Origin of the sequence: Paenibacillus sp. TCA20 (assembly GCF_000732325.1) — a bacterium.
Classification (GTDB): Bacteria; Bacillota; Bacilli; order Paenibacillales; family Paenibacillaceae; genus Paenibacillus; species Paenibacillus urinalis.
In genome coordinates, this window is the sequence record NZ_BBIW01000016.1 from 1 (window position 1) to 25,754 (window position 25,754).

Here is a 25,754-nt window from a genome sequence, read left to right on the forward strand (position 1 = left end):
AAAAGATACCCAAGAAAGTGAAGCGAATGCTTCGAAGGTCAATCCGAATACTTTCTCGGGGCCCGGAACAAAACCGGGTAAACAAAGATTCTAACTTCGCACATTGTTTCGTATCTAGTTTTCAGGGAGTAAATCCTTGAAGGTAATTACACATCTTTTGGAGAGATACCCAAGTGGCTATAAGGGGACCCTCTGCTAAGGGGTTAGACTGCGTAAGCGGTGCGAGGGTTCGAATCCCTCTCTCTCCGCCACTAATTATCTAGTTGATTTTTATAATCGGCTATGATAACATTGGACAAGTTGTGTGATAAAAATATGGCGGTGTAGCTCAGCTGGCTAGAGCGTACGGTTCATACCCGTGAGGTCGGGGGTTCGATCCCCTCCGCCGCTACCATATTATACTGGAGACTTAGCTCAGCTGGGAGAGCATCTGCCTTACAAGCAGAGGGTCGGGGGTTCGATCCCCTCAGTCTCCACCATATACGCCGGTGTAGCTCAACTGGTAGAGCAACTGACTTGTAATCAGTAGGTTGGGGGTTCAAGTCCTCTCGCCGGCACCATTTTTCAAAAAAGTTAGGAACTGTGGTGTAGAGGCCTAACATGCCTGCCTGTCACGCAGGAGATCGCGGGTTCGAATCCCGTCAGTTCCGCCATTTAACTTTTGAGAAATGTTAATAAAGCACATGTTCCACGTATAAAGTGGGAAAGGGTTTACCCGACACTTTATTTTTTTTGCCACAATACCTTGGCTCGGTAGCTCAGTCGGTAGAGCAGAGGACTGAAAATCCTCGTGTCGGCGGTTCGATTCCGTCCCGAGCCACTTTTTTAATCCTGGAGGATTAGCGAAGTGGCCAAACGCATCAGACTGTAAATCTGCTCCCTTACGGGTTCGGTGGTTCGAATCCATCATCCTCCACCAGTTTTCTTATGAGCCATTAGCTCAGTTGGTAGAGCACCTGACTTTTAATCAGGGTGTCGAAGGTTCGAGTCCTTCATGGCTCATCACTAAAGTCATCAGTTTCATACTGATGGCTTTTTTTGTTGTATAATAAAGCTGAGCTTAATATGATTAAATCATTCAATGATATTTGATCACTCAGGATATGATAATAAATCGTCATACTTATAATCTGAATACGTTGAGATCGTTAGATTGTCTAATGGTCTGTTGAATACTGGCTTACCTGCTTATTTATTGGTGTAAAACATAAAGTTGCAAAGTGGTGAGAGATGGTAATGGATTATACAGTGTTATTACAGAAGCTGCAGCAAATCATGGACACCTCGTTTGAAATTAATGAGCTCCAAAGTATAGATGATACCAAATCGATTGCTGAACGAGATCTTGGAGAAGCATCGTTTGTCGTCAATGATCAGCTATACTTTCATTTGAATAATGAAAAAGAGGAACAGCCGCTTGTACTATCTGTCTCCGCTCATCGAGTCAGTGCATCAGAGAGAGCTCTTATAGAATGGATCATTACTTCAATGCAGTCTGTCTCTCCTTCGCATGCGGATCAAACAACTGATCAGTCAAATATGAAGTTACTGAGCACCTGGATTCTTGATCAGATAGACAGTGCCGAGCTACTCGCTATACCTGAAGGGCTGGATAAGCTTACGCCAGTCTTCAGCGAAGGGATTGTACCCTTTTATATAACATATGAGGGTGGCCACGATTCAGGTATTGCTTCGAAATCGATGTACAAGCTGCTGCAATCTTACTTTGGCGGAGAGATCATGCTTGTACTGCTAGAGCAGGATAAATGGCTTGTTCTTGCAGAAGAAGCCATCGTACTGGATCGAACAGAGCTCAAAGATATGGACCAGAGCACTGATAGGACAGAATTTGCACTTGAGAGCGAGCTGATGGCGTTTGCCGAGGGTCTATATGAAGTGGTAGCTAATGAATGGGTAGGGGTATTTAATCTATCGGTTCATTCTCCGTTGTATACTTTGGAGAGCCTGCCGAACGTAACCTCATTGCTCATGGAGACAATTCAGCTTGGGAAAGTTTTTAAAATGAGTGAGCATGTGTACTTCCCCTGGCAGTTTACACTTGAGCGCTTGGTATCCAGAATACCTGAAGAGCAGAGATCGGGCTATTTGGATGAGGTGAAGGATTCCTCCATACTTTTTGACGAGGAAACCATATCAACACTCGAGATCTTCTTTCAGCTCGATTGTAATGTCAGCGAAACCGCGAAACGTCTCTACATTCACAGAAATACGCTGATCTACCGGCTGGACAAGATAAAGCAGGAGACCGGTCTAGATGTTCGGAGCTTTAAAGACGCGGTTTTGGTGAAGCTGACACTGCTCTTGTACAAAGTGACGAAAAGGCTCTGATTTTTTTGTATGAATTGTGCATAGTCATAAGAGACCTAACTAGGTTAATATAAGAACAGGAAATGAATTCGATTACATTGTTGATACTGCTGTGTGTATTCGTTTACATTAATTAATGAAATTATGCTGAGGAGGCAATAATCATGGCTGGTGTACGTTTAGAACATATCTACAAACAATATCCAGGTTCAGATAAGGCGACGGTAGTTGATATCAACTTAGACATTAAGGATAAAGAGTTTCTGGTACTTGTAGGTCCTTCCGGTTGCGGTAAATCCACAACACTTCGAATGATTGCCGGCCTTGAGGAAATCTCCGACGGTAAACTATATATTGGTGATCGTGTCGTTAACGACGTGGCTCCAAAAGACCGCGATATCGCGATGGTATTCCAATCCTATGCCCTGTATCCGCATATGAACGTGTATCAGAACATGGCATTCGGTTTGAAACTTCGCAAAGTGAAAAAAGAAGAAATTGATAAGAGCGTTCGCGAAGCAGCTAGAATTCTCGATATCGAGCATTTGCTGGATCGTAAACCAAAAGCTCTGTCCGGTGGTCAGCGTCAGCGTGTCGCTTTGGGACGTGCGATCGTTCGTAATCCACAAGTCTTCTTGATGGATGAGCCGCTCTCCAACTTGGATGCTAAGCTTCGTGGACAGATGCGTGCAGAGATTACTAAACTGGCTAAGCGTTTGGAAACAACCGTTATCTACGTAACGCATGATCAGATCGAAGCGATGACGATGGGTGATCGTATCGTAGTAATGAAAGACGGATATATTCAACAAGCTGCTTCTCCGGAAGAGCTGTACAATAATCCGACGAACTTGTTCGTTGCCGGCTTTATCGGATCTCCAACAATGAACTTCATCAACGGTAAGCTGTCTCAACAAGGAGACACACTTCGTTTTACAGCTACCGGTCTTGATGTAGAAATCCCACAAGGGAAAGCTCAAATCTTGAAGAGCAAAGGTTATGCAGGTAAAGAAGTGATTCTGGGTGTTCGTCCAGAAGATATTCATGAAGAGCCAGTATTCCTGGAAGCTTCCCCGCATACCGTGTTTACTGCTAAAGTAGACGTAAGTGAGAACCTTGGTCACGAATTGCTCTTGTACCTGAGCGGTGTAGGCAGTGATGTTACTATCGCCCGTGTTGATGGACGTTCCAACACTCGTGATGGCAGCACTGTAAAAATGGCGATTGACATGAACAAGGTTCATATCTTCGATAAAGAAACAGAAGCTAATGTACTTGTTCAAGACTAAGATCTTTGGACAGAATAGAGAGGGTTGTCTTGGCTTAGCGCCAGGGCAGCCCTTTTCATTTTTTTATAGGTGCTAGATTGCCCTGCCATGGTATGAACATTGCATTCAGCACTAATTTCCTATACGATAATGACATTGAAGCTAGGTAAAGAGATGTACATAACACACGTAAACCGAATTTATTTCGCATACTAAGGTATTATGAAATGGATTCAACAGTAACATAATTCGCAGGAGTCATCCTGATTGTAATGGAAGGAAGAATCCAACATGGCTAAAAAAGTAAAAGTAACAGAGCTGGCTAATGAATTTCAGCTTGAGGTTGTATCGGGTGAAAAAGGACTCAAGCGTCCGATTACAGTAGATGATCTGAACAGACCAGGCCTTGAAATGGCAGGTTATTTTGAATACTATCCAACGGAACGGGTACAGCTGCTTGGCAAAACAGAGCTTGCTTTCTTGCGGATGCTGCCTGAAGAAGAACGTCGTGATCGAATGAGCCGTCTATGTCATGAGGAAACACCATGTATTGTGGTGACACGCGGTCTTGATGTGCCACAGGAGCTGGTCGATATCAGTAATGAGCGTGACCTGCCCGTTCTGCGCAGCCCAATGTCGACTACGATCTTATCCAGCCGCATTACGGGTTTCTTGGAAGGGAAGCTTGCGCCGACGACAACCATTCATGGGGTTTTGTGCGACGTATATGGCATCGGTCTTCTCATCACCGGAAGCAGTGGAATTGGTAAGAGTGAGGCGGCTCTTGAACTCGTGAAGAGGGGTCATCGTCTCGTTGCAGATGATGCAGTTGAGATCAGCCAAACGGCAGATAATCAATTACATGGTACTGCACCTGAGCTGATCAGACATTTACTTGAGATTCGCGGCGTCGGGATTATCAATGTAATGACACTATTTGGTGTAGGGGCTATTCGAAACCATAAGAGAATTACACTTGTTGTACGGCTTGAGGCGTGGCAGCAGGATAAACAGTATGACCGTCTTGGACTGGACGAGGAGACGACTCGTATTATTGATACAGATGTGCCGCTCGTAACGATTCCGGTTCGTCCTGGTCGTAACCTAGGGGTCATTATTGAAGTAGCGGCAATGAATTTCCGCTTGAAACGAATGGGCGTTAACGCTGCGCTTCAATTTACGAACAAGCTGACGGCAACGATCGCGGAAGATAATGATGATATGGACTGACTGATATAATTAACAAAAGTGATGATAAATTTAAGGAGTGGACAAATGGGCACCTTATTACTTGATCCTATTGCTTTTTCCATTGGCTCTCTTAATGTTCATTGGTATGGGCTTATATTAGGGACCGCAGCCATTGCAGGTTTACTGCTGGCTATGCAGGAAGGGAAACGTTTCGGTATACCTTCTGATTTCTTTATGGATTTATTACTGCTGGGTGTCCCTTCGGCCATTATTGGGGCAAGAATTTATTATGTTGCCTTTCAATGGGATGACTACAAGGACAACTTCTGGGATGTATTTAAGATATGGCAGGGCGGTATTGCTATATATGGTGCCCTGATCGGGGCCATCATTTGTGCATTTTTCTATTTCAGACATAAGGGATATAACTTCTGGAGAATTGTAGACATATGTGCCCCGGGACTACTTATCGGTCAGGCCATCGGCCGCTGGGGGAACTTCGTGAATCAGGAAGCATATGGCGGGCCTGTGGAAGAATCTTTCCTCAGAAATACCCTTCATCTCCCTGACTTTATAGTTAATCAGATGAACGTACAAGGTACATATCATCATCCGGCATTTTTATATGAGTCGATCTGGAACATCGTTGGGCTCCTGCTATTCTTCATTCTGCGTCGTCAAAGATTTATGCGTGCCGGGGAGCTCTTCTTGTCTTACTTCATCTGGTATTCCATCGGACGCTTCTTTATTGAAGGACTGCGTACTGACAGCCTGGCATTCCAAGGCCCTGAATGGCTTGCATCGCTGATCCACGGTATGTGGTCACCGATGACCGCTATGGGCTTCGTAGAAGGCTATTTAGACCCGGCTTACGGCAATATCCGAATCTCACAGCTGCTGGCTATCGCTTTTGTGTTGATTGCAATCGTACTGATTGTTGTGCGCCGAGTGACGGGTGCCTCTAAGGAACGTTATTCAGATCCGATTGTGTCCACGAAGACACCGGCAGTGAAGGCAGATGACGAGCTGACAAGTATGGATAAGGAAAAGGACAACAAAGACGCTTCTCACAGCAACAAGGGGAGCTCTGATCAGAAAAAGGAGTAGTCCAGCATGATTAACACGGTTTTATTTGATTTAGATGGAACAATAATAGATACGAACGAGCTGATTATCAGCTCGTTTCTGCATGTCCTGGAGCAGCTTGGCCCACGAGCACTTCCGCGCGAAGAGATTATTCCGCATATGGGTGGGACACTGGAGCAGCAAATGCAGGCTTTTACAGGAAAGACCGATGTAGCTGAATATGTTACAGGCTATCGTGCATACAATGCGATCCATCATGATGCCATGGTGAATCCCTTCCCGAATGTTACAGAGGTCTGTGAGGAGCTTCGTAAGCAAGGAATTCGAATGGGTGTAGTTACGACAAAGATTCGGCCAAGTACACTGAAGGTGCTGGAAATGTATGATCTTAAGAAGTATATGGAGGTCATCGTTACGGTTACAGATGTGACGCATCCCAAACCGCATCCGGAGCCGGTTCAAAAGGCAGTTGAGGAGCTTGGAGCCGATCCAGCCCAAACCTTGATGGTTGGTGACAGTCCTGTCGATATCCAGTCTGCAAAAGCAGCGGGAGTCTTAGCAGCAGGGGTAGCCTGGTCATTGAAGGGTGAGGCGAAGCTGCGGGAGTACGGGCCGGATTATATTTTGCATGACATGAACGATATATTGACTATAATCCAGAAGGAGCAGTAATTGTGAGAAAGGTGGAGCGTTATCCTGTAGAGGGACACAATGCATTGTGGCATATTTACCGTACGGTGAGTCCCTTTAAGGGGGTTCGCAATTTCATCTGGATCCAGCTCTCAAGATACTGCCCGATTCTGCCTTTGAAGAACTGGATCTACCGAAGCCGGCTGCGAATGCAGGTAGGAGATTATACCGCGTTTGGACTTATGGTGATGGTGGATGTGTTTTTTCCGGAGAGGATCAAGATCGGCACCAACTCTGTCATCGGGTATAACACGACAATTCTCGCGCATGAGTATCTCATTAAGGAGTATCGGCTTGGGGATGTTGTGATCGGTGATCATGTGCTGATCGGAGCGAATTCAACGATCCTGCCTGGTGTGACCATTGGAGATGGTGCGGTCGTTGCTGCCGGGTCTGTAGTTCATAAAGATGTTGCACCGGGGGCTTTTGTTGGCGGTAATCCGCTTCGAGAGCTGAAGTCCAAGGCTGAGATTACTACTGAAAATGAGTCGAAAAGTGAGCCGATGTGAATCAAGGCGAGTCAACAGCAACGCAAATAGGTTATGACTAGGATAGAAAAGAAAAATAGGGACCCAGTGAGGTCCTTTTTTCGTATAAAAAAACTCCATTACTATGTGAACGGGATGCTCCCTAAAGCTCGAGATGAATTGACGTGTTATGGAAGACGTGATATTATATCGAATAATTCTTTAATTTGTTAGATTGGTAGCACTTTAACGCAATAAAGATATGTTCGTGAATACAATGACAATATAAATAATGAGGAGAAATTCAAATGTCTAAACCAAAGGGCTTTGAAAAACCAGCTGGTGTACGCGACTATCTGCCTCATGTGGTTGATAAACTGCGCCGCATCGAGTATCGGGTACTGGAGTGCATGGGCAGCTGGGGATATCGCCAGATTATAACGCCTTCCATGGAATACTATGACACGGTGGGTGTTGCCAGCTCGACCTCGGATAAGAAACTGTTTAAACTGCTCAACAATCGAGGAACTACGCTTGTCCTTCGTTCTGATATGACAGCACCAATTGCACGGGTTGTATCTTCACTTCTCAAGGAGGAGAAGCTGCCTCTGCGTCTGTCTTATCATGCGAATGTGTTCCGAGCCATTGAAGAGGAAGCCGGAAGGGAAGCGGAATTTTTTCAGACAGGTGTGGAGCTGGTTGGAGACGACTCGCCTGAAGCCGATGCGGAGGTGGTTGCTCTGGCTATTGCTTCTTTGAAAGCGGCAGGAGTTCAGTCCTTTAAGATCGCGATGGGACATGTGGGGTTCTTGAACGGGCTATTTGAAGAAATTGTTCCAGGCCAGAAGGAATTGCAGGAGGAGCTTAAGGAAGTCCTGCTGAAGCGTGACTATGTCGGTTATCGTGAGAAGATTGACGAGCTGCCGCTTGAAGACGAATCGAAGGAACGGATGAACGCGATTCTGCGCCTGCGCGGAGGGAAGGAGATCTGCAGTAAGGCAGAGCAGCTGAGTGCAAGCCGTGAAGCTCGCAGCTCGATGAACCATCTCTGCAGCGTATGGGAGGTGCTTGAAGCGTACGGGGTGTCACAGCATGTGTTGATTGATCTGACGATGATCGGCGACTTCTCCTATTACACAGGCATGACCTTCGAGGGATATGCAGCCGAGCTGGGATCCCCGGTATGCAGTGGAGGCAGATATGACAAATTGCTGAAGCAGTTTGGTAAAGACGTGCCCGCTACCGGCTTTGCGCTCAAGACAAACCGAATTGTCGACGGGGTAAGGGGAATTCGTGTGGAGCAGCCGCTGCCTGTACTTATTGAATATACCAAGGAGCACCGGACAGAGGCCTTGTCACGGGCAGGCGAGATGAGAAGCGAAGGACGAATTGTTGTCACCAGGCTGATGGCAAGAGATGACGATCGTTATAATCAGGCCATTGAAATGGGTGAGCAGGGCTCTAACTATGCGGTGTCTATGCTCCAGGGAAAATATGAGAAGGTGTATACTTACAGTAATTCTATCTAAGTCAGCAGGAGGCTAGAAGGAGGGAGTGTCAAACATGAGCGAAATTTTAAAGGTAGCTATGCCAAAAGGAAGAATATATAAGAAAGCTTCTGAGCTGTTTCGTGCGGCAGGCATTGCGATTCCAGCCGATATCGATGAATCCCGCAAGCTGGTCATTCCACTGCCGGAGGCACAGCTGGAATTCATCATGGCCAAGCCGGTGGATGTTCCCACTTATGTAGAGTACGGAGCAGCCGATATCGGTATTGTCGGCAAGGATGTTTTGTTGGAGGAAAACAAAGACGTGTATGAGCTGCTTGACTTAGGGATCGCTCGCTGCCGGATGTCTGTTATCGGACTGCCGGACTGGGAGCCGGGCATCAGACAACGGGTGGCCACGAAATATCCGAATGTGGCTTCACAGTATTTTAGAGAGCAGGGTCAGCAAGTAGAGGTCATTAAGCTGAACGGGTCAATTGAGCTTGCTCCATTAATCGGTTTGGCTGACCGGATCGTTGATATGGTGGAGACAGGCCAGACGCTTCGCGAGAACGGACTCATTGAATTCGAGAGCATGTTCGAGATCACCAGCCGATTGATTGCGAACCGGGTAAGCTACCGGATGAAGAACGCCCAGATTCAGAGTTTATGTGATGCCTTGCAGAAGGTAACTGCAGCACCTGCAGAATAGAGGATAAATGGTTCATGACATGAAATGCTGGAGCGGGTATATGGGTGTGAACCTTGACAATATAAGGTTTAGCCTGACGGTGCTTCATGGAATGAATCATTAAGCAGTTGAATACTTAACGAAATCAATAAAGGATTGTTAGCCCTGAAAGTGTGTCGATGAGGAGGATTCGGTGATGAGAATCGTACCGGCTAAGGAGTTTCGTCTGAAGCGTGATGTGGATTATGGAACGAAGGAACAGAATGAAGCGGTTCGTCAAATCATTCAGGATGTCCGGAGCGATGGAGACGCAGCTGTGCTGAAGTATACTGCTCTCCATGACCGGACGGAATTAACTGCAGCCGAGCTGAAGGTGACGGAGGAGGAGATGAAGGCCGCTTATGATGTAGTGGAGCCTTCATTTATTACCGCAATTCGGGCAGCTGCGCACAACATACGTAAATTTCATGAAAAACAGAAGCGAAGCTCCTGGATGGACTTTGATTCTGATGGAAGTCTGCTTGGACAGATTATCCGTCCTCTGGACCGTGTGGGTGTCTACGTGCCAGGCGGTAAGGCGGCATATCCATCCTCTGTGCTGATGAATGTCATTCCAGCACAGGTGGCTGGTGTGCGCGAGATCGTGATGGTGACGCCGCCGGCAACGAGCGGCGGTGAGGGTATTGACCCGTACATTCTCGTGGCTGCTGCGGAAGCAGGTGTTAACGAGATGTACCGGGTGGGCGGCGCGCAGGCGATTGCCGCCCTGGCTTACGGCACAGAGAGCATTGAGAAGGTCGACAAGATCTGTGGACCGGGCAATATATATGTGGCGCTCGCGAAGCGAGAAGTGTTCGGGGCCGTCGATATCGACAGCATTGCAGGCCCGAGTGAGATTGTGGTCCTGGCGGATGAAACCGCGAAAGCGGACTATGTTGCCGCCGACCTGTTATCTCAGGCGGAGCATGACGAAATGGCCTCCGCCATTCTTGTGACGACGTCCCAGCAGCTGGCTGAAGAGGTACAGCAGGATATAGAGGAGCAGCTTCGGAAGCTGCCGAGAGAAGCCATTGCGAGAGCTTCGGTAGAGGCACATGGAGCGATTATCGTTGTCGATTCCATATTGGAAGGCATTGAAGTTGTGAATAAGCTGGCACCGGAGCACTTGGAAGTGATGGTACAGGAGCCAATGGCTTATGTGTCCTATATCCGACATTCGGGCGCCATTTTTCTTGGACCATACAGCTCTGAACCGGTCGGAGACTATTTTGCAGGACCTAATCACATTATTCCGACCAACGGGACGGCAAGATATGCATCGCCGGTCGATGTGGACGATTTTACGAAGAAGTCGAGCCTTATCTATTACAGCAAGGAAGCGCTCCTCAAGAATGGAGAGGCCATTATGGAGCTCGCCCGTCATGAAGGGCTAGAAGGCCATGCAAGAGCAATTGAAATTAGATTGCAGCAAGAGGGCGATTAATTGTATAGAATTTTTCGTCTGCGCTAGGTTTGCATTAACATTAAGCAAGAGGATAAATAACAACAAGTACGATGAAATAAAAGTGAGATGCTGAAGAGCGGAGGCGTAAAATGGGAAATCAGGACAACAGCTTTATTGAAGAAGGACGCGGAGCGAGCGTCAGCCGAAAAACGAATGAGACCGACATTCAGCTTGCCTTCGGTGTGGATGGGACGGGTCGTTCCGAGATAGAGACGGATGTACCCTTTCTGAACCATATGCTTGACTTGTTTACCAAGCACGGTCAATTTGATCTCCAAGTCGTCGCCAAAGGCGATATCGAAATTGACGATCATCACACTGTGGAGGATATCGGCATCTGTCTTGGCCAAACGCTGCATACTGCATTAGGTGATAAAAAAGGGATCAAGCGCTATGCAAGTGTATTTGTACCGATGGATGAGGCGCTGGCACAGGTCGTGATCGATATCAGCAATCGTCCGCACTTCGAATATCGGGCGCAGTATCCTTCCCAGCAGGTAGGAAGCTTCTCTACAGAGCTGGTTCAGGAATTCTTATGGAAGTTTGCGCTTGAAGCACGCATTACGCTTCATGTTATCGTTCATTACGGTCAGAACACCCATCATATGATTGAGGCTGTATTTAAGGCGCTTGGCAGAGCACTGGACGAAGCGACAGCAGTCGATCCGCGTGTTACCGGTGTCCCATCGACGAAGGGAGTGCTGTAGCCTTATGACCATAGCTATTGTTGATTATGGAATGGGGAACCTGCACAGCGTAAGCAAAGCTGTCGAAAGACTCGGTTATACAGCACTCGTAACAGGAAATGAACAGGAGATTCTAGGGGCTTCCGGCGTCATTCTGCCGGGTGTAGGTGCATTTGGAGATGCGATGCAGCATCTTCGGGAAACGAAGCTCGATACGGTCGTTAAGCAGGTAAGCGAGAACGGAACACCGCTGCTCGGTATTTGTCTTGGGATGCAGCTGCTCTTCAGCCGGAGTGAAGAGCACGGGAATCATGAAGGTCTCGGTATTTTGCCAGGGGATGTTGTCAGATTTGAAGAGAGAGCAGAGTATAAGGTTCCACATATGGGATGGAATGAGCTTGAATTCAAGCATGAGGATAGCCCTCTGTTTGATGGACTGGAGGAAGGGCATGTGTACTTTGTCCATTCCTATCATGTGAAGCCGGAAGTGGAATCGAATCTGCTGGCAGTTACGGATTATGGGTATCCAGTGACCGCAATTGTCGGCCAAGGCTCTGTATATGGCATGCAGTTTCATCCCGAGAAGAGCGGAGAGCTGGGAATGCAGCTCCTGAACAATTTCCTGCGTTTAGCGGAAGCTTCTAAATGAGAGGATGAATAAGTCTTAAGAATCTATTGTAACGAGGAGCTTATAGCTATAGCTCTCTTGAATGATGGGGTCAAGATTGGTGTGAGAATCCAGAGAGATGATGGGGGAGGCCTGAATTAGTATGTCTTTGTTCACTATATATCCGGCGATTGATATTCGAGGCGGCAAATGTGTAAGGCTGGTGCAAGGAGACTATAACCAAGAGACGGTGTACAACGACAGTCCGGTAGATGCTGCCAAGGAGTGGGAGGCGCAGGGAGGCTCCTTCATCCATTTGGTCGATCTTGATGGAGCGAAGGAAGGTAAGCCGGTGAATGCTGAAGTCATCGGAAAAATTGCCTCCGCTGTAAATGTTCCTGTGCAAGTCGGAGGCGGGCTGCGCCGGATTGAGGATGTAGAACAGCTTCTGTCACTTGGCGTCGGCCGGGTTATTCTCGGTACTGCGGCAATCGAGGATCGGCAGTTTACAGAGAAGGTGCTTGCTTCCTATGGTGACAAGGTAGCTATTGGCATTGATGCAAGAGACGGTTATGTGGCGACAAGAGGCTGGCTTGAAACTTCTCAGGTTAAAGCGGAGGTGCTGGCCAAGGAGCTTGCTGCATACGGAGCTAAGACTTTTATTTTCACGGATATTTCGAGAGACGGAATGATGCAGGGTCCGAATATTGAAGCCATTGTATCCTTAGCTGAGGTCAGCGGACAGCAGGTGATTGCTTCCGGCGGAGTCAGCACGATGGAAGATCTGGTGCGTCTGCACAGATACAGAGATCAGGGCGTCAGCGGTGCGATCGTTGGAAAGGCCTTGTATACGGGAGCGATTGATCTGAGACAGGCGATCGAGACGATGAATAACAATGGTTTAACGTAAGCGAGTATAGACGAAAGAGCGAGAGAAGAGGTGGACCTATGCTGGCCAAGCGAATCATTCCGTGCCTGGATGTAAAGGACGGCAGAGTAGTAAAGGGAGTCAATTTCGTCAATCTGAGAGACGCCGGTGATCCTGTAGAGCTGGCTGCCTTGTATGATAAGGAAGGGGCAGACGAGATTGTCTTCTTGGACATTTCGGCCTCAGCAGAAGGGCGGGAGACGATGATTGAGGTCGTCCGTCAAACCGCTGGAGAAATTGCGATTCCTTTCACAGTCGGCGGGGGAATCAAGCATGTGGATGACATGAAGAGAATTTTGCGTGCGGGTGCGGACAAGATCGGGATTAATACAGCCGCTGTACTGAATCCGGATTTAATTACTCAAGGTGCACAGCGGTTCGGTTCTCAGTGTATTGTGGTTGCCGTCGATGCCAAGTGGAACGAGTCCATTGGCGATTGGGAGGTATATACACACGGCGGGAGAAAGGCTGCGGGGATTCGGGCACTGGATTGGGTCAAACGAGCTGAGCAGCTGGGAGCTGGAGAAGTACTCTTAACGAGCATGGATACAGACGGAACGAAGGACGGATTCGATATCGCACTGACGAAGGCTGTCAGTGAGACAGTCGGCATTCCCGTTATTGCTTCAGGCGGTGCAGGGCAAGAAGCGCATTTTGAAGAAGTGTTCACAGAAGGCAAAGCAGATGCAGGGCTAGCTGCAACGATCTTCCACTATAAAGAGATCGCGATACCGCATCTCAAACAGCAGCTGAAATCCAAAGGGGTTGAAATTCGATGAGTACAGAACTAGCAATAGAAGCCGTCCGTTTTGATGAAAAGGGTCTAGTCCCTGCCATCGTTCAGGATGCGGACACCAAAGAAGTGCTGATGATGGCCTATATGAATGAAGAGTCGCTGCTGAAGTCCATCTCAACGGGAGAGACCTGGTTCTGGTCTCGTTCGCGGAACGAGCTGTGGAATAAGGGGGCGACGTCCGGTAATGTTCAGTCGATCATAACTATGAAGTACGATTGTGATGGAGACACGCTGCTTATGCTGGTAGAGCCAAAAGGCCCAGCTTGCCATACGGGCGAGAACAGCTGTTTTTATCGTGAGATTCGTGGACTGGCTCGAACGAATGCTTCTGTGACTGTACGCGGTACTAGTGAGGGTGGTTCTGCATCGGAAGTCCGGTTTGAAGTACTGGCTGAGCTGGAGCGTGTCATCTCAGAGCGTGAGAAGGAGCGCCCTGAAGGTGCATATACGACATATCTGTTCGATAAAGGCGTAGATAAGATCCTCAAGAAGATCGGTGAGGAAGCGTCAGAAACGATCATCGCTGCCAAGAATAAGGATAATCAGGAGCTCAGACTTGAGGTCAGTGACCTGATCTATCATTTACTCGTTCTCCTTGAAGAACGGAAGCTGCCGCTGGATGAGATCATGCAGGAGCTCAGTCTTCGTCATGAACGTCCACGCCGGGATTAAGGAAGGTGAGAGCTCTATGTCTATGCTAATCGACTTTCATACACATCATGCCCGCTGCGGGCATGCCGTTGGAGAGCTGGAAGCCTATGTACAGCAAGCCGTTCGGCTCGGTTACAGCCAAATTGGGCTGTCCGATCATATGCCGCTGATCCACGTCGATCCGGCAACGTATTATCCTGAAATGGCCATGCCAATGGAGGAGCTTCCCCGCTACGTGGAGGAGTGTTTATCACTGAAGGAGAAGTACAAGGGACAAATCGAGGTGCGCGTCGGTCTTGAAGGTGACTACATCGAGGGATGGGAGGAGAAGATTGAGCAGATCATTCATGCCTATCCTTTTGATTATGTCATCGGCTCCGTTCACTTCTTGAAGGAATGGGACATTTCGGATTATCGGCAGGTGCATAACTGGGAGAACAAGGATGTTCTTGAAGTGTACAAGACGTATTACGATGCAGTGAAGAAGGCGGCACGCTCAGGGCTCTATGATTTTCTCGGGCACATTGATGTGATCAAACGTTTCGGCTATACACCCAAGCCAGTGGAAGCAGAGGAATGGTTGCAGCTGGAGAGCTCCGTCCTTGAGACGATTGCCGCAAGCAGGATGGCAATAGAGCTGAATGCCTCTGGTCTATCCAAGCCTTGTGCGGAGATGTTCCCGAGCCGGCGAATACTTGAGAAAGCCTGTGAACTGAATATTCCAATCACGGTTGGATCTGATGCACATGATCCGGCGAAAGTAGGCGAGCATGTCGATCAGGCAAGAGAACTTCTAAGAGAAATCGGCTACACTGAGCTTGCCGTATTCGAGCAGCGAAAACGGTCGTCTGTTCCATTGTAATCCGCTCGCCTAAGAGTATAATGGAAATATAAGGTTGTATTACGGATGACTAGTAGTGACGTCAAAAATTCAGCTCCAGGAGGTATGTATGCAGCATTCTCTCCGTATATTTTCGGGTTCGTCCAACCCTCAGCTTGTACAAAATATTTGCCGCAAGCTTGGAGTCGAATCGGGTAAGCTCAAAATATCCCGCTTCAAGAGTGGTGAGATTTATGTGCACTATGAGGAAACGATCCGAAATTGTGATGTATTTCTAGTCCAATCGCTGTCGAGACCGATCAACGAACTGCTCGTGGAGCTGCTCGTGATGATTGATGCCGCCAAGCGGGCATCTGCCCGAACGATTAATGTCATTTTGCCCTATTATGGCTATGCAAGGCAGGAACGCAAATCCGCACCACGAGAGCCGATCTCTGCCAAGCTGCTGGCGGATGTACTGACGACAGCGGGTGCGAGCAGAGTCGTAACGATCGACCTGCATGCTGCAGCAATCCAGGGCTTCTTCAATATACCCGTTGATCACCTGACGGCTCTTGATTTGATATGTGACTACTTGAAGAGTAAAAATATTGCGAATCCGGTTATTGTGTCACCGGATGCAGGCCGGGCCTCCATGGCGGAGAAGCTGGCCAGCAGACTGGACTCACCATTCGCCATCATGATTAAGAAGCGTCCCAATCATAATGAATCGGTTATTACTCATGTTATCGGGGATGTAGATGGCAGGACACCGATTATAATAGAAGATTTAATTGATACAGGTACGACCATTGTAAATGTGGTGGAGGGGCTTAAAGAGAGAGGAGCCGGTCCTGCTATTGTCTGCGCGACGCATGGTCTATTTTCAGGACCAGCCTTGGAAAGGCTTACGCACCCTCATATTTCTGAGATTGTGGTCACCGACTCCATAGCGTTGCCCGAATCAGGTAATCCTTCGTGCTTCACGGTCTTGTCCGTTGCACCGATGCTGGCGAGAGCGATTCGTATTATTCTTGATGGCGGCTCAATTGCCACGTTGTTTAAGGATGCTGGTGTATAGAAGTTCTCCCTATAGACGGGAGAGCTTTTTTTATTACCACTCCATGAAGATGGATAGTATATATTTTCATTGAGTGCATAGTTTTGCAATACCGGCGAAGAGTTGCTCAGATTATGTTATACTGGAGAGTATGAAATTGTATGTTATGGGGAGGTGCCTTGGCACATATGAAAAGCAAGCCACAGCGGACTGACAGCTCTTCTAATAATGTTATACAGGTTCATCTCGATGCTTCTTTCTTCTTTGAAAGAGCCGTCCGCGAGCTGGATCGCAATCATTATGACAAGGCGCTTAAATATTTTCGCAAAGCTGTTGAATATGAACCGGACAATCCGGTGAATCATTGTAATATGGCGGGTATATTATCAGAGATGGGTGATTATGCCGGCTCGAATGAAGTATTGGAGCATATCATGAAGCACGTTGACTCTGGAATGACAGAATGCTACTTCTATATGGCCAATAACTACGCCAACATGGAGCAGTTTGAATCTGCCGAGGAAGCACTGGTGACCTATTTGGAGGAGGATGAGCAAGGGCACTTTCTCGAAGAAGCAGAGGAAATGATGGAGCTTCTATCTCACGAGCTCAAACGCAAGCCTCATGTTAAAAGGATCAAAGCAAGAGAAGGCGTTGCAGAGCATGATTATGCGCGCAGCTTGCTGGAGGAAGGCAAATTTGCACAGGCAGCAGAAATGCTGGAGAGCATCGCTTCCGAGCATCCTGATTTTGTATCAGCACGCAACAATCTAGCTCTGGCTTACTATTATATGGGACGATTCCCGAAAGCCAAGCAAACGATATACGATCTGCTTGAGCAGGAGCCCGGCAATTTGCATGCACTGTGCAATCTGGCGATTTTTTATCAGAACGAAGGAGACACAGAGCAAGTGGCACTGCTATTGAAGCAGCTCTTGACCCTGGTTCCTTTTGAACAAGAGCATGTATTTAAGCTGGGCACTACGATGGGGATCTTAGGTCAGCACGAAGCGGCCTATATGCATTTCCGCCGGCTGATGAAGAGTGGAGAGGCTGGGAGTGATCCTTCACTCGTGCATTATACGGCTGTCGCCGCATGCAATACCGAAAGGTATGATACAGCGAAACGACTGTGGCAGATGGTCAGTCAGCTGGATCCGGAGTCAGAGGTACCGAAGTTTTATTTGGACCAGCTCCATTCGAGAAGAGAGGATCAAAGCGTAGGTCCTGTAAGCTACCACTATCATTTACCGTTCGAAGAGCAATTTCGTCTGTGGGAGAAGTACGGAAGCCATGTGCCCGATGATATCAAAAAAGATCCGTTAATCCGTTCTTCCTTCTTCTGGGCTCTTCATCACGGCGATGATGCAACGAAGGCCAATGTCATTAGGGCGCTTCGAATAATTGGAGACTATGAGGTTCAGCAGGCTCTTACTTCTTTTTTGGAGGAGGAAGGGGAGAGTCTGGAGCTGAAGCAAATGGCGCTGTCTGTGCTCCGTGAGATTGGGGATCTGAACGAAACCGATATGGATGACGGAGCTTCGGAATCTCTGTCGAATTCTTACGGTCAAGGCACACCGGTACTGACGCAATACCGTTTTGGCCGAAGCGAACAGGGGCAGGAGTCATCTCCTGTACTGGATGATCGGCAGCAGGCAGTCGTCGACATGGCTCTCGAGAAAATGAATAAACGATCTGAGCATTTGCGTGAAGGTGTTCAGCATTTATGGGCAGACTATCTGATGAGAGTGTCTCCTGACATGCCGGCCATTCAGCATACAGAAGGATGGTCAGCTGCCCTGGAATATCTGACGATGAAGTATGTATCTAAGGGAACAACGTATTCAGAACTGGCCCAAAGATACGGGATTTCTGCATCAACTGTAAGCAGATACGTGAAGCAAATTGATCGTGTATGTGATATTCAGCATCGAATTGAACACATCTTTCAGGCTCTGAAGGAGAAGAAATCGTAGCATTCCACAATAAACGCTAGGGAGGTATCCGTATGTCTCACTATAGATCGGTTATTATTGGAACAGGACCCGCAGGTCTGACTTCAGCCATATACTTGGCTCGTGCGAATATGAATCCACTCGTGATCGAGGGTCTTGAGCCAGGTGGACAATTGACAACCACAACAGAGGTGGAGAACTTCCCGGGCTTTCCCGAAGGGATTCTAGGTCCTGAGCTGATGGACAACATGCGCAAGCAGGCTGAACGCTTTGGTGCGGAGTTTAAGAGCGGCTGGGTGGACGACATCGACTTGTCTGTGAAGCCATTCCGTATCAAAGTGGAAGGGCGGGAGGAAATAACGGCCGATGCCGTTATCATCTCAACGGGAGCCTCTGCCAAGTATCTTGGTATTCCAGGGGAAAAAGAAAACGTAGGCCGCGGTGTCAGCACCTGTGCGACTTGTGACGGTTTCTTTTTCCGGGGCAAGAAAATTGTCGTCATCGGCGGAGGAGATTCAGCGATGGAGGAAGCCAACTTCCTGACTCGTTTTGCCTCCAGCGTGACCGTCGTTCACCGCCGGGAGGAGCTGCGTGCTTCAAAGATTATGCAGGACCGTGCACGTGGGAATGAAAAAGTGGAGTGGGCTCTTAATCGTACACCGCTTGAGGTCGTAGTGGAGGAGTCAGGGGTCAAAGGTCTCAAGGTGAAGAACAACGAGACAGGCGAAGAAGAGCTGATAGAAGCTTCCGGCGTGTTTGTCGCAATTGGACACCGTCCCAATACGGAATTCCTGAAAGAACAGATTACACTGGATGCCGGGGGCTACATTGCAGTTCATCCAGGCACAACGGAAACAAACATTCCAGGCGTGTTTGCATGCGGCGACGTACAGGATACGAAGTATCGCCAGGCAATCACAGCGGCCGGGTCAGGCTGTATGGCCGCTATGGACTGTGAGAAGTATTTGGAAGGCAGCATGACTCATGACTGGAGCGAGACTCTCAATCCATAAATGAATACAAGATTCACATGACCAGCCGGGCACGTTTCTTTTGTGCCCGGCTGATTTTATGGGCAGCTGTACTAGCTGAAATTCTATGGAGAGCATTCAAGAATTTTTTGTTACAGGTCGCTTTTTATAAGGTGTTTTAGCACTTTCTTCGTCTTGACCGACTTTGTTCCTTCAATTATAGTGATAACGTAAGAATAAATATTACAGATGATAAAGGTGGCTTGCTAGCAATGTCTGAAAATATCTACGTTGGAGTGGATTTGGGCGGAACCGCAATCAAAGTCGGAATCTGCGACGAGCAAGGAAAGCTTCTACATACCTATGAAGGACCTACAGAAGTGGACAAAGGTGTAGATACGGTTATTAACAACATCGAGAAGTATGTCCGTCATATCGCAGAGGAGTCACCATACAGTTGGGACCAGCTTGCAGGAGTTGGTGCAGGAGTTGCCGGATTCACTAATGTGCGCGAAGGAATTATTATTCTGGCACCTAACGTAGGATTTCGAGATGTTCCGATTCGTTCCATTCTCGAAGAAAGACTTGGCAAGCCTGTCAAAATAGATAATGATGCGAATGTAGCAGCACTTGGCGAGGCATGGGCTGGTGCGGGCGCTGGCGTTGAGAATTGTGTGTGCTATACGCTTGGAACAGGCGTTGGCGGCGGTATTATTATTAATGGCAAGATCTATCAAGGCTTCTCGGGTATGGCTGGAGAGCTTGGCCATGTCAGCGTTGTCCCGGATCTTGAGGCGATTAAGTGCGGCTGTGGCAAGATGGGCTGTTTGGAAACCGTTTCATCTGCAACCGGTATTATTCGTATGGCGAAGGACGCTGTTGAACGCGGAGATCACACGAGCCTGAGCACTGTACCAACGATTATGGCGAAGGATGTGTTCGATGCAGCCAAAGCAGGAGATGAGGTAGCCCTTCGTATTGTTCGTCGTGCAGCCTTCTATCTCGGCAAATCACTGGCTGCAGTAGCAGCTGTACTGAACCCGCAGTTTTATATTATCGGGGGCGGCGTATCGAAGGCAGGAGACATCCTGTTCGACGAAGTGCGCAGCGTGTTCGCGAGCTACACCCCTGAACCACTGCAAGATGGGGTATCTATTGTACCCGCTACGCTTGGCAATGATGCAGGAATCGTCGGAGCCGCTGGACTGTTAATTCGATCTTAATTCATACAAGAAGTTATACGGGACGAACTGAAATTGATAGGGGGGATATTCATGTCAGAAGGTGAAAAATCACCAGCAGGAGGAGCAACCCTTATTATCATTACAGGGATGTCAGGAGCAGGGAAGACGATTGCAGTGCAAAGTCTTGAAGATCTGGGCTTCTTCTGTGTCGACAACCTGCCACCGGTTCTCATTCCTAAGTTTGCGGAGCTCATTGTGCAGTCAAACGGGAAGATCTCCAAAGTGGCGCTCGTCATCGATTTACGAGGACGCGAATTTTTTACGGCATTGTCGGAGTCTTTGAACTACATCAAGGATCACTTCACCATCCATTGTGAGATCATGTTCCTTGATGCCCAGGATGGCGTATTGGTACAGCGTTATAAGGAGAGCAGACGCCGTCATCCACTTGCACCAGATGGCATGCCGCTGGACGGAATCAGACTGGAGCGCAAGATGCTGGAGGAGCTCAAAAATTCAGCCACACAGGTCATTGATACGAGTAATATGAAGCCTGCACAGCTGAAGGAGCGGATCATCTCCCGTTTCTCACATCTTGAGGCGAATATGCTGTCGGTCAATGTAACGTCGTTCGGATTTAAATACGGTATTCCAATTGATGCGGATCTTGTATTTGATGTACGGTTTTTGCCGAATCCTCATTACGTGGAGCATCTGCGTCCAAACACCGGGCAGAACAGTGATGTCTATGAATATGTAATGAAATGGCCAGAGACGCAGTCCTTCTTGACGAAGCTGCTGGATATGCTGCATTTTCTTATTCCACAGTACCGGAAGGAAGGGAAGAGCCAAGTCATCATTGGAATTGGCTGTACCGGCGGCAAGCACCGCTCGGTTGCCATATCTGAATACCTTGGCAAGATGCTTGGTGCAAGTGAGACAGAATCTGTATCTGTAACGCATCGGGATGCGGATCGTGACCGTCATTAACGGGTCAGAATCAAGAGATTTAGTATAGAAAGGTTGCAGTTAGGCATCATTTATCATAAAGGCAGAGCATGATTATTCTAGAGGCTGACTGTTTAAAAGTTGTGGTGAGCATTCCGTATGAAAGTTCATGCTAATAATAGCCATTGCGGAGGTTACAGCATATGATGTATAATCCGCTCTTGTCAGAATCAGTTTTCATAACGCTGTTAGAGGTAGTATGAAATGGATTCCCTTAGGTGATAAATAGCTTAACTTGAGCAACTTCTTATAGAAGGTGAAGTGATGAAAGTGGCTGTTGAACAAATGAAACGTCCGCATATCGTCGTAATGGGCGGGGGTACAGGGCTGTCTGTTATGCTGCGGGGGTTAAAGAATAAGCCGCTTGATATCACGGCAATCGTTACGGTAGCTGATGACGGGGGGAGCTCAGGCATATTGCGCGATGAGCTGCAGATGCCTCCTCCCGGCGATATCCGTAATGTACTCACAGCGCTTGCTGATGTGGAACCGCTGATGTCAGAATTGCTTAATTATCGTTTTAGTGGAAGTAATGGCTTGGCAGGACATAGTCTTGGCAATCTTATCTTGGCAGGTATGACCGATATAACGGGCGACTTTGTGACTGCAGTCCGGGAGATCAGCCGCGTCTTTGCAGTACGTGGACAGGTGCTTCCCGCTGCCGGTGAAGCCGTCGTTTTACACGCAGAAATGGAAGATGGCACAATCGTAACCGGTGAGTCGCAGATCCCTGAGCATGGCGGCCGGATTAAACGAGTGTTCCTTGAACCGGATCACGTGGAGCCGTTGCCAGAGGCTGTCGCTGCTATCGAACAAGCAGATGCCATTATTATAGGTCCAGGCAGTCTCTACACCAGTATTTTGCCCAACCTGCTCGTTCCCAAACTGGCAGAAGCTGTCGTTGCCTCCCAGGCGGCGAAGATCTTTATTTGCAACGTGATGACCCAGCCAGGGGAAACCGACGGATATACGGTAAGTGACCATCTCAAAGCTATTGATGCGCACATCGGGACGAGATTGTTCGACTACGTTATTGTAAATAATGGAGATATACCAGAACCGGTACAGGAGATGTATGCGGAGCAAGGCGCTAAGCCTGTACAGATGGATCTGGAAGAAATACTTAAGCTGTCTAACGAGTGTATTGCAGATCGGCTTGTTCTATACAGGACCTATCTTAGACATGATGCCAATAAGCTCAGTCATCATATCTATACGCTCGTTCAAAATTGGATGATTCGAAAGAGGTGAGACCCTTGTCATTTGCGGCACAGACCAAAAAAGAACTAACCATGATCGAAAGCGAGCCTTGCTGTGAAAAAGCGGAGCTGTCAGCACTCATCCGTATGCTTGGAGCGGTTCAGCTCTCGAACAAAAAGGTTATTTTGGACGTTTCTACGGAGAATGCCGCGATAGCAAGGCGAATTTATTCTTTGCTCAAAAAACACTTTCAAGTGCACACCGAGTTGTTAGTTCGTAAGAAAATGCGGCTCAAAAAGAATAATGTATATATCGTCCGAATTCCGGCAAGAGTTCAGGAAATATTAAAGGAGCTTCACATCGTATCGGAAGGATTTATGTTCACACCAGGCATAGAGAAAGCGGTTATCCGCAAAAACTGCTGTAAGCGGGCTTACCTGCGGGGGGCCTTTATGGCTGGTGGATCGGTGAACAATCCGGAAGGATCTTCCTATCATCTTGAGATTGCATCCATGTATGAAGAGCATTGCCAGGCCTTAGTTGATCTTGCAAATGAGTTCAATCTGAATGCACGCTGCATCGAAAGAAAAAAGGGCTTTATTTTTTACATCAAAGAAGGCGAGAAGATCATCGAAATGCTGAGCATCATCGGTGCCCATCAGGCATTGTTCAAATTTGAGGACGTTCGAATTATGCGGGACATGAGAAATTCGGTGAACCGGATTGTAAACTGTGAGACGGCCAATTTGAATAAGACGATTGGTGCAGCTGTCCGCCAGATTGAGAACATCAAATTCCTGGATAAGGAAGTAGGGCTGGATACCCTGCCTGATAAGCTGCGAGAAGTCGCTGAGGTAAGGCTTGCCCATCCGGATATTAATTTGAAGGAAGTTGGGGAATTACTAAAAGGGACAGTGAGCAAATCGGGTGTGAATCACCGCCTGCGCAAAATTGATGAAATGGCTGAAAAAATTAGAACAGAGAAGGGTTTATTTACGAACTCAAACTTGTAGACAATAACTCGTTTTTTTTCTAGTTTCATTCATGCTATAATGGTATAATGTTTATAATTATGAAGTATTGATTGTTGTATAGATTTTGTAGAGGGGGTAAGTTTCCATGACAAAGCACCCGGTAGTAGTCCGTTTGAAGACGGGTCTTCATGCCAGACCAGCCGCACTATTCGTACAAGAAGCGAATAAGTACTCGTCTGAGATTTTTGTGGAAAAAGATGATAAAAAAGTAAATGCAAAGAGCATCATGGGAATTATGAGCCTTGCAATCAGCACAGGGACTGAAGTTGTCATTAGTGCAGAAGGTGCGGATTCAGAACAGGCTGTAAACGCTTTAGTAAGTCTCGTAAGCAAAGAAGAATTGGAGAACCAATAATTCCGCCATCTTTTTTGTAACGCCTAAATACAGAGAGAGCCTCGAGTAATCGCGATGCCATTAAAGCTGAATTCTAGCTTAATGACATAGTGATGAATCGTGGCTTTTTCGTTTTTTTGGACATGCTTGAGGATATTGAAACTTTTTTTAAGAAGACTGCGTCTGAGTGGTATAGATTGCAAATTCAAGGAGGTTAGATGAAGTGATGAACAAGAAATGGATGAAACCTTTCGCTGCCGCAGCCATTGCCGGAGCACTACTAGTTGGAGGATGGAGCTGGTCTGCAGGGGGGACGGCGCTGGCCCAAGAGGCAGCGGCAACACAGAACTTCGTATCGGTTACAGGAAAAGGTGAGATTGAAGTTAAGCCGGATATTGCCTACCTGTCTATTGGTGCATCATCGGAAGCGGATACTGCAGCGGCGGCACAAAAAGCGAATGCAGCCAAAATTCAAAAGATCACTACACTCTTGAAAAATACCTGGAAAGTGGACAGCAAGGATATTCAAACGAATCAATTCTATGTACAGCCCAATTATACTTACAGCGAGAAGGATGGACAGAAAATTAAGGGCTACACCGCTTATCACACGCTTAAAGTGTCTTACCGTAATCTAGAGAAAGTCGGTGAGCTGCTGGATGCTGCGACCAATGCAGGAGCCAATCAGATCGATAACGTTGTATTCTCTATCGAGGATACAGAAGCGTTTGAAACACAAGTGATAGACAAGGCGATGGCGAATGCGAAGCTTAAAGCTGGAGCGATCGCAAATGCGGCACAGCGTCAGCTGGGTATCGTTCTTAGTGTCAGCCAGGGAAGTATTGATGAACCAGTAGCTTATTACAAGGAATCCATGGAGCTGCAGTCTGCTGCTTCAAGTCAAGACAGCGCCAACACAGCAATTGAGAGCGGAGAGATCAAGCTGTCTACACAGCTGACGGTTCGATATGAGCTGAAGTAAAATTTTTTACCCATGGAATTTAGAAAAATAAAAAATCCTCGGTCCTGAATTTCAGGATCGAGGATTTTTGTTATGTCTTACAGACCTTGTTCAGGTGTGGAAGACTCCAGAACTTTGTCAACCAAACCGTATGCCTTCGCTTCTTCAGCGGACATGAAGTTATCGCGGTCTGTGTCACGCTCAATGCGCTCCAGCGGCTGTCCTGTACGTTCAGCCAGAATGTGGTTCAGCTTATCACGCATTTTGAGAATACGGCGTGCGCGAATTTCAATATCAGAGGCTTGACCTTGTGCTCCACCAAGCGGCTGATGGATCATGACTTCACTGTTAGGGAGAGCAAAACGCTTGCCCTTCGCACCAGCGTTAAGCAGGAAAGCGCCCATTGAAGCAGCCATACCCATACAGATTGTGGAGACATCGGGCTTAATAAATTGCATTGTATCGTATATCGCCATACCCGCAGTGATGGAACCGCCAGGGCTGTTAATGTATAAATGAATATCTTTTTCCGGATCTTCCGCAGCTAGGAACAGCATTTGAGCAATGATGGAATTAGCGACGACATCGTTGACATCACTGCCAAGGAAAATAATGCGATCTTTCAGCAGTCTGGAATAAATGTCATAAGCGCGTTCACCGCGATTGCTTTGTTCTACGACCATAGGAATATAACTCATGCGAAAAACCTCCTCAAAAAAATTTAGAGTTTAAGTTCACGAGACACGAGAACAGGAACTACATCTACATATACTCACTGTTTCCGTATTAACCACATCATAAACAATTTCAAACAAAAAGTCAAAGAAAGTCAAACTATTTTGATAAA

At 47.5% G+C, this 25,754-nt stretch carries 25 protein-coding genes and 8 tRNA genes; 32 read left to right on the plus strand and 1 reads right to left on the minus strand.

What is annotated here, in order from left to right; translation table 11 throughout:
- Positions 1-159 precede the first annotated feature (159 nt).
- The 32 genes from TCA2_RS22610 (at position 160) to TCA2_RS22765 (ending at position 24,928) form a co-directional block, all read left to right on the plus strand.
- Positions 160-251, plus strand: a tRNA-Ser gene (locus TCA2_RS22610).
- 66 nt (positions 252-317) lie between these two features.
- Positions 318-394: transfer RNA gene (locus TCA2_RS22615), tRNA-Met, on the plus strand.
- Positions 395-403: 9 nt separating this feature from the next.
- Positions 404-479: transfer RNA gene (locus TCA2_RS22620), tRNA-Val, on the plus strand.
- A gap of 5 nt (positions 480-484) precedes the next feature.
- Positions 485-560 (plus strand) — tRNA-Thr (locus tag TCA2_RS22625).
- Positions 561-576: 16 nt separating this feature from the next.
- Positions 577-653, plus strand: a tRNA-Asp gene (locus tag TCA2_RS22630).
- A gap of 94 nt (positions 654-747) precedes the next feature.
- Positions 748-820: transfer RNA gene (locus tag TCA2_RS22635), tRNA-Phe, on the plus strand.
- A gap of 13 nt (positions 821-833) precedes the next feature.
- A tRNA-Tyr gene (locus TCA2_RS22640) sits at positions 834-919 on the plus strand.
- Between the two features lie 10 nt (positions 920-929).
- Positions 930-1,002: transfer RNA gene (locus TCA2_RS22645), tRNA-Lys, on the plus strand.
- 234 nt (positions 1,003-1,236) lie between these two features.
- Positions 1,237-2,349 (plus strand): CdaR family transcriptional regulator, encoded by a 1,113-nt coding sequence (locus TCA2_RS22650; RefSeq protein ID WP_193746109.1) that lies wholly within the window; start codon positions 1,237-1,239, stop codon positions 2,347-2,349.
- Between the two features lie 143 nt (positions 2,350-2,492).
- Positions 2,493-3,617 carry an ABC transporter ATP-binding protein gene (locus TCA2_RS22655; RefSeq protein WP_047913879.1) on the plus strand — a complete coding sequence of 375 codons (1,125 nt, stop codon included), beginning with the start codon at positions 2,493-2,495 and terminating at the stop codon, positions 3,615-3,617.
- A 270-nt stretch (positions 3,618-3,887) separates the two neighbouring features.
- The gene (hprK, locus tag TCA2_RS22660) at positions 3,888-4,826 is read left to right on the plus strand and encodes an HPr(Ser) kinase/phosphatase (protein WP_047913880.1); all 939 of its coding nucleotides are present in this window, start codon (positions 3,888-3,890) and stop codon (positions 4,824-4,826) included.
- Between the two features lie 45 nt (positions 4,827-4,871).
- A complete protein-coding gene (gene lgt, locus TCA2_RS22665; RefSeq protein ID WP_047913881.1) occupies positions 4,872-5,894 on the plus strand; it encodes a prolipoprotein diacylglyceryl transferase in 1,023 nt (340 codons plus the stop codon).
- Between the two features lie 6 nt (positions 5,895-5,900).
- Positions 5,901-6,545 carry a pyrophosphatase PpaX gene (gene ppaX, locus TCA2_RS22670; RefSeq protein WP_047913882.1) on the plus strand — a complete coding sequence of 215 codons (645 nt, stop codon included), beginning with the start codon at positions 5,901-5,903 and terminating at the stop codon, positions 6,543-6,545.
- A 2-nt stretch (positions 6,546-6,547) separates the two neighbouring features.
- Complete coding sequence (locus TCA2_RS22675; protein WP_193746110.1) at positions 6,548-7,072, plus strand: DapH/DapD/GlmU-related protein; 525 nt, start codon at positions 6,548-6,550, stop codon at positions 7,070-7,072.
- A 266-nt stretch (positions 7,073-7,338) separates the two neighbouring features.
- Positions 7,339-8,559 carry an ATP phosphoribosyltransferase regulatory subunit gene (locus tag TCA2_RS22680; RefSeq protein WP_047913884.1) on the plus strand — a complete coding sequence of 407 codons (1,221 nt, stop codon included), beginning with the start codon at positions 7,339-7,341 and terminating at the stop codon, positions 8,557-8,559.
- A 34-nt stretch (positions 8,560-8,593) separates the two neighbouring features.
- A complete protein-coding gene (gene hisG / locus TCA2_RS22685) occupies positions 8,594-9,229 on the plus strand; it encodes an ATP phosphoribosyltransferase (RefSeq protein WP_047913885.1) in 636 nt (211 codons plus the stop codon).
- Positions 9,230-9,404: 175 nt separating this feature from the next.
- Positions 9,405-10,691: a histidinol dehydrogenase gene (gene hisD / locus TCA2_RS22690; protein WP_047913886.1), complete on the plus strand. Its 1,287-nt coding sequence runs from the start codon at positions 9,405-9,407 to the stop codon at positions 10,689-10,691.
- Positions 10,692-10,801: 110 nt separating this feature from the next.
- On the plus strand, positions 10,802-11,419 hold the full coding sequence (gene hisB, locus TCA2_RS22695) for an imidazoleglycerol-phosphate dehydratase HisB (RefSeq protein WP_047913887.1): 618 nt from the start codon (positions 10,802-10,804) through the stop codon (positions 11,417-11,419).
- A gap of 4 nt (positions 11,420-11,423) precedes the next feature.
- Positions 11,424-12,047: an imidazole glycerol phosphate synthase subunit HisH gene (gene hisH, locus TCA2_RS22700; protein WP_047913888.1), complete on the plus strand. Its 624-nt coding sequence runs from the start codon at positions 11,424-11,426 to the stop codon at positions 12,045-12,047.
- Positions 12,048-12,168: 121 nt separating this feature from the next.
- Positions 12,169-12,915 carry a 1-(5-phosphoribosyl)-5-[(5-phosphoribosylamino)methylideneamino]imidazole-4-carboxamide isomerase gene (hisA, locus tag TCA2_RS22705; RefSeq protein ID WP_047913889.1) on the plus strand — a complete coding sequence of 249 codons (747 nt, stop codon included), beginning with the start codon at positions 12,169-12,171 and terminating at the stop codon, positions 12,913-12,915.
- Between the two features lie 38 nt (positions 12,916-12,953).
- On the plus strand, positions 12,954-13,712 hold the full coding sequence (gene hisF, locus TCA2_RS22710; RefSeq protein ID WP_047913890.1) for an imidazole glycerol phosphate synthase subunit HisF: 759 nt from the start codon (positions 12,954-12,956) through the stop codon (positions 13,710-13,712).
- Positions 13,709-14,401, plus strand: coding sequence for a bifunctional phosphoribosyl-AMP cyclohydrolase/phosphoribosyl-ATP diphosphatase HisIE (hisIE, locus tag TCA2_RS22715; RefSeq protein ID WP_047913891.1), 693 nt, complete (start codon positions 13,709-13,711; stop codon positions 14,399-14,401). Before hisF ends, hisIE begins: the two co-directional genes overlap by 4 nt.
- Positions 14,402-14,423: 22 nt before the next feature.
- Positions 14,424-15,242: a histidinol-phosphatase HisJ gene (hisJ, locus tag TCA2_RS22720; protein ID WP_047913957.1), complete on the plus strand. Its 819-nt coding sequence runs from the start codon at positions 14,424-14,426 to the stop codon at positions 15,240-15,242.
- An 88-nt stretch (positions 15,243-15,330) separates the two neighbouring features.
- On the plus strand, positions 15,331-16,281 hold the full coding sequence (locus TCA2_RS22725; protein WP_047913892.1) for a ribose-phosphate pyrophosphokinase: 951 nt from the start codon (positions 15,331-15,333) through the stop codon (positions 16,279-16,281).
- A 167-nt stretch (positions 16,282-16,448) separates the two neighbouring features.
- Entirely contained in the window at positions 16,449-18,236 is a 1,788-nt protein-coding gene (locus TCA2_RS22730; protein WP_047913958.1) for a tetratricopeptide repeat protein, read from the plus strand.
- Between the two features lie 32 nt (positions 18,237-18,268).
- Positions 18,269-19,228, plus strand: coding sequence for a thioredoxin-disulfide reductase (gene trxB / locus TCA2_RS22735; protein ID WP_047913893.1), 960 nt, complete (start codon positions 18,269-18,271; stop codon positions 19,226-19,228).
- A 230-nt stretch (positions 19,229-19,458) separates the two neighbouring features.
- Positions 19,459-20,409 (plus strand): ROK family glucokinase, encoded by a 951-nt coding sequence (locus tag TCA2_RS22740; protein WP_047913894.1) that lies wholly within the window; start codon positions 19,459-19,461, stop codon positions 20,407-20,409.
- A gap of 51 nt (positions 20,410-20,460) precedes the next feature.
- Positions 20,461-21,360 (plus strand): RNase adapter RapZ, encoded by a 900-nt coding sequence (gene rapZ / locus TCA2_RS22745; protein ID WP_047913895.1) that lies wholly within the window; start codon positions 20,461-20,463, stop codon positions 21,358-21,360.
- Between the two features lie 282 nt (positions 21,361-21,642).
- Entirely contained in the window at positions 21,643-22,629 is a 987-nt protein-coding gene (yvcK, locus tag TCA2_RS22750; RefSeq protein ID WP_047913896.1) for a gluconeogenesis factor YvcK family protein, read from the plus strand.
- Positions 22,630-22,634: 5 nt separating this feature from the next.
- Positions 22,635-23,591: a DNA-binding protein WhiA gene (whiA, locus tag TCA2_RS22755; RefSeq protein ID WP_047913897.1), complete on the plus strand. Its 957-nt coding sequence runs from the start codon at positions 22,635-22,637 to the stop codon at positions 23,589-23,591.
- A gap of 106 nt (positions 23,592-23,697) precedes the next feature.
- Entirely contained in the window at positions 23,698-23,967 is a 270-nt protein-coding gene (locus tag TCA2_RS22760) for an HPr family phosphocarrier protein (protein WP_047913898.1), read from the plus strand.
- Positions 23,968-24,172: 205 nt separating this feature from the next.
- Positions 24,173-24,928, plus strand: a complete 756-nt coding sequence (locus TCA2_RS22765) for an SIMPL domain-containing protein (protein ID WP_047913899.1) — start codon at positions 24,173-24,175, stop codon at positions 24,926-24,928.
- Between the two features lie 77 nt (positions 24,929-25,005).
- Here the strand turns inward: TCA2_RS22765 and clpP are convergent, their stop codons facing one another.
- Positions 25,006-25,605 carry an ATP-dependent Clp endopeptidase proteolytic subunit ClpP gene (gene clpP, locus TCA2_RS22770; protein WP_047913900.1) on the minus strand — a complete coding sequence of 200 codons (600 nt, stop codon included), beginning with the start codon at positions 25,603-25,605 and terminating at the stop codon, positions 25,006-25,008.
- Positions 25,606-25,754: the final 149 nt, after the last annotated feature.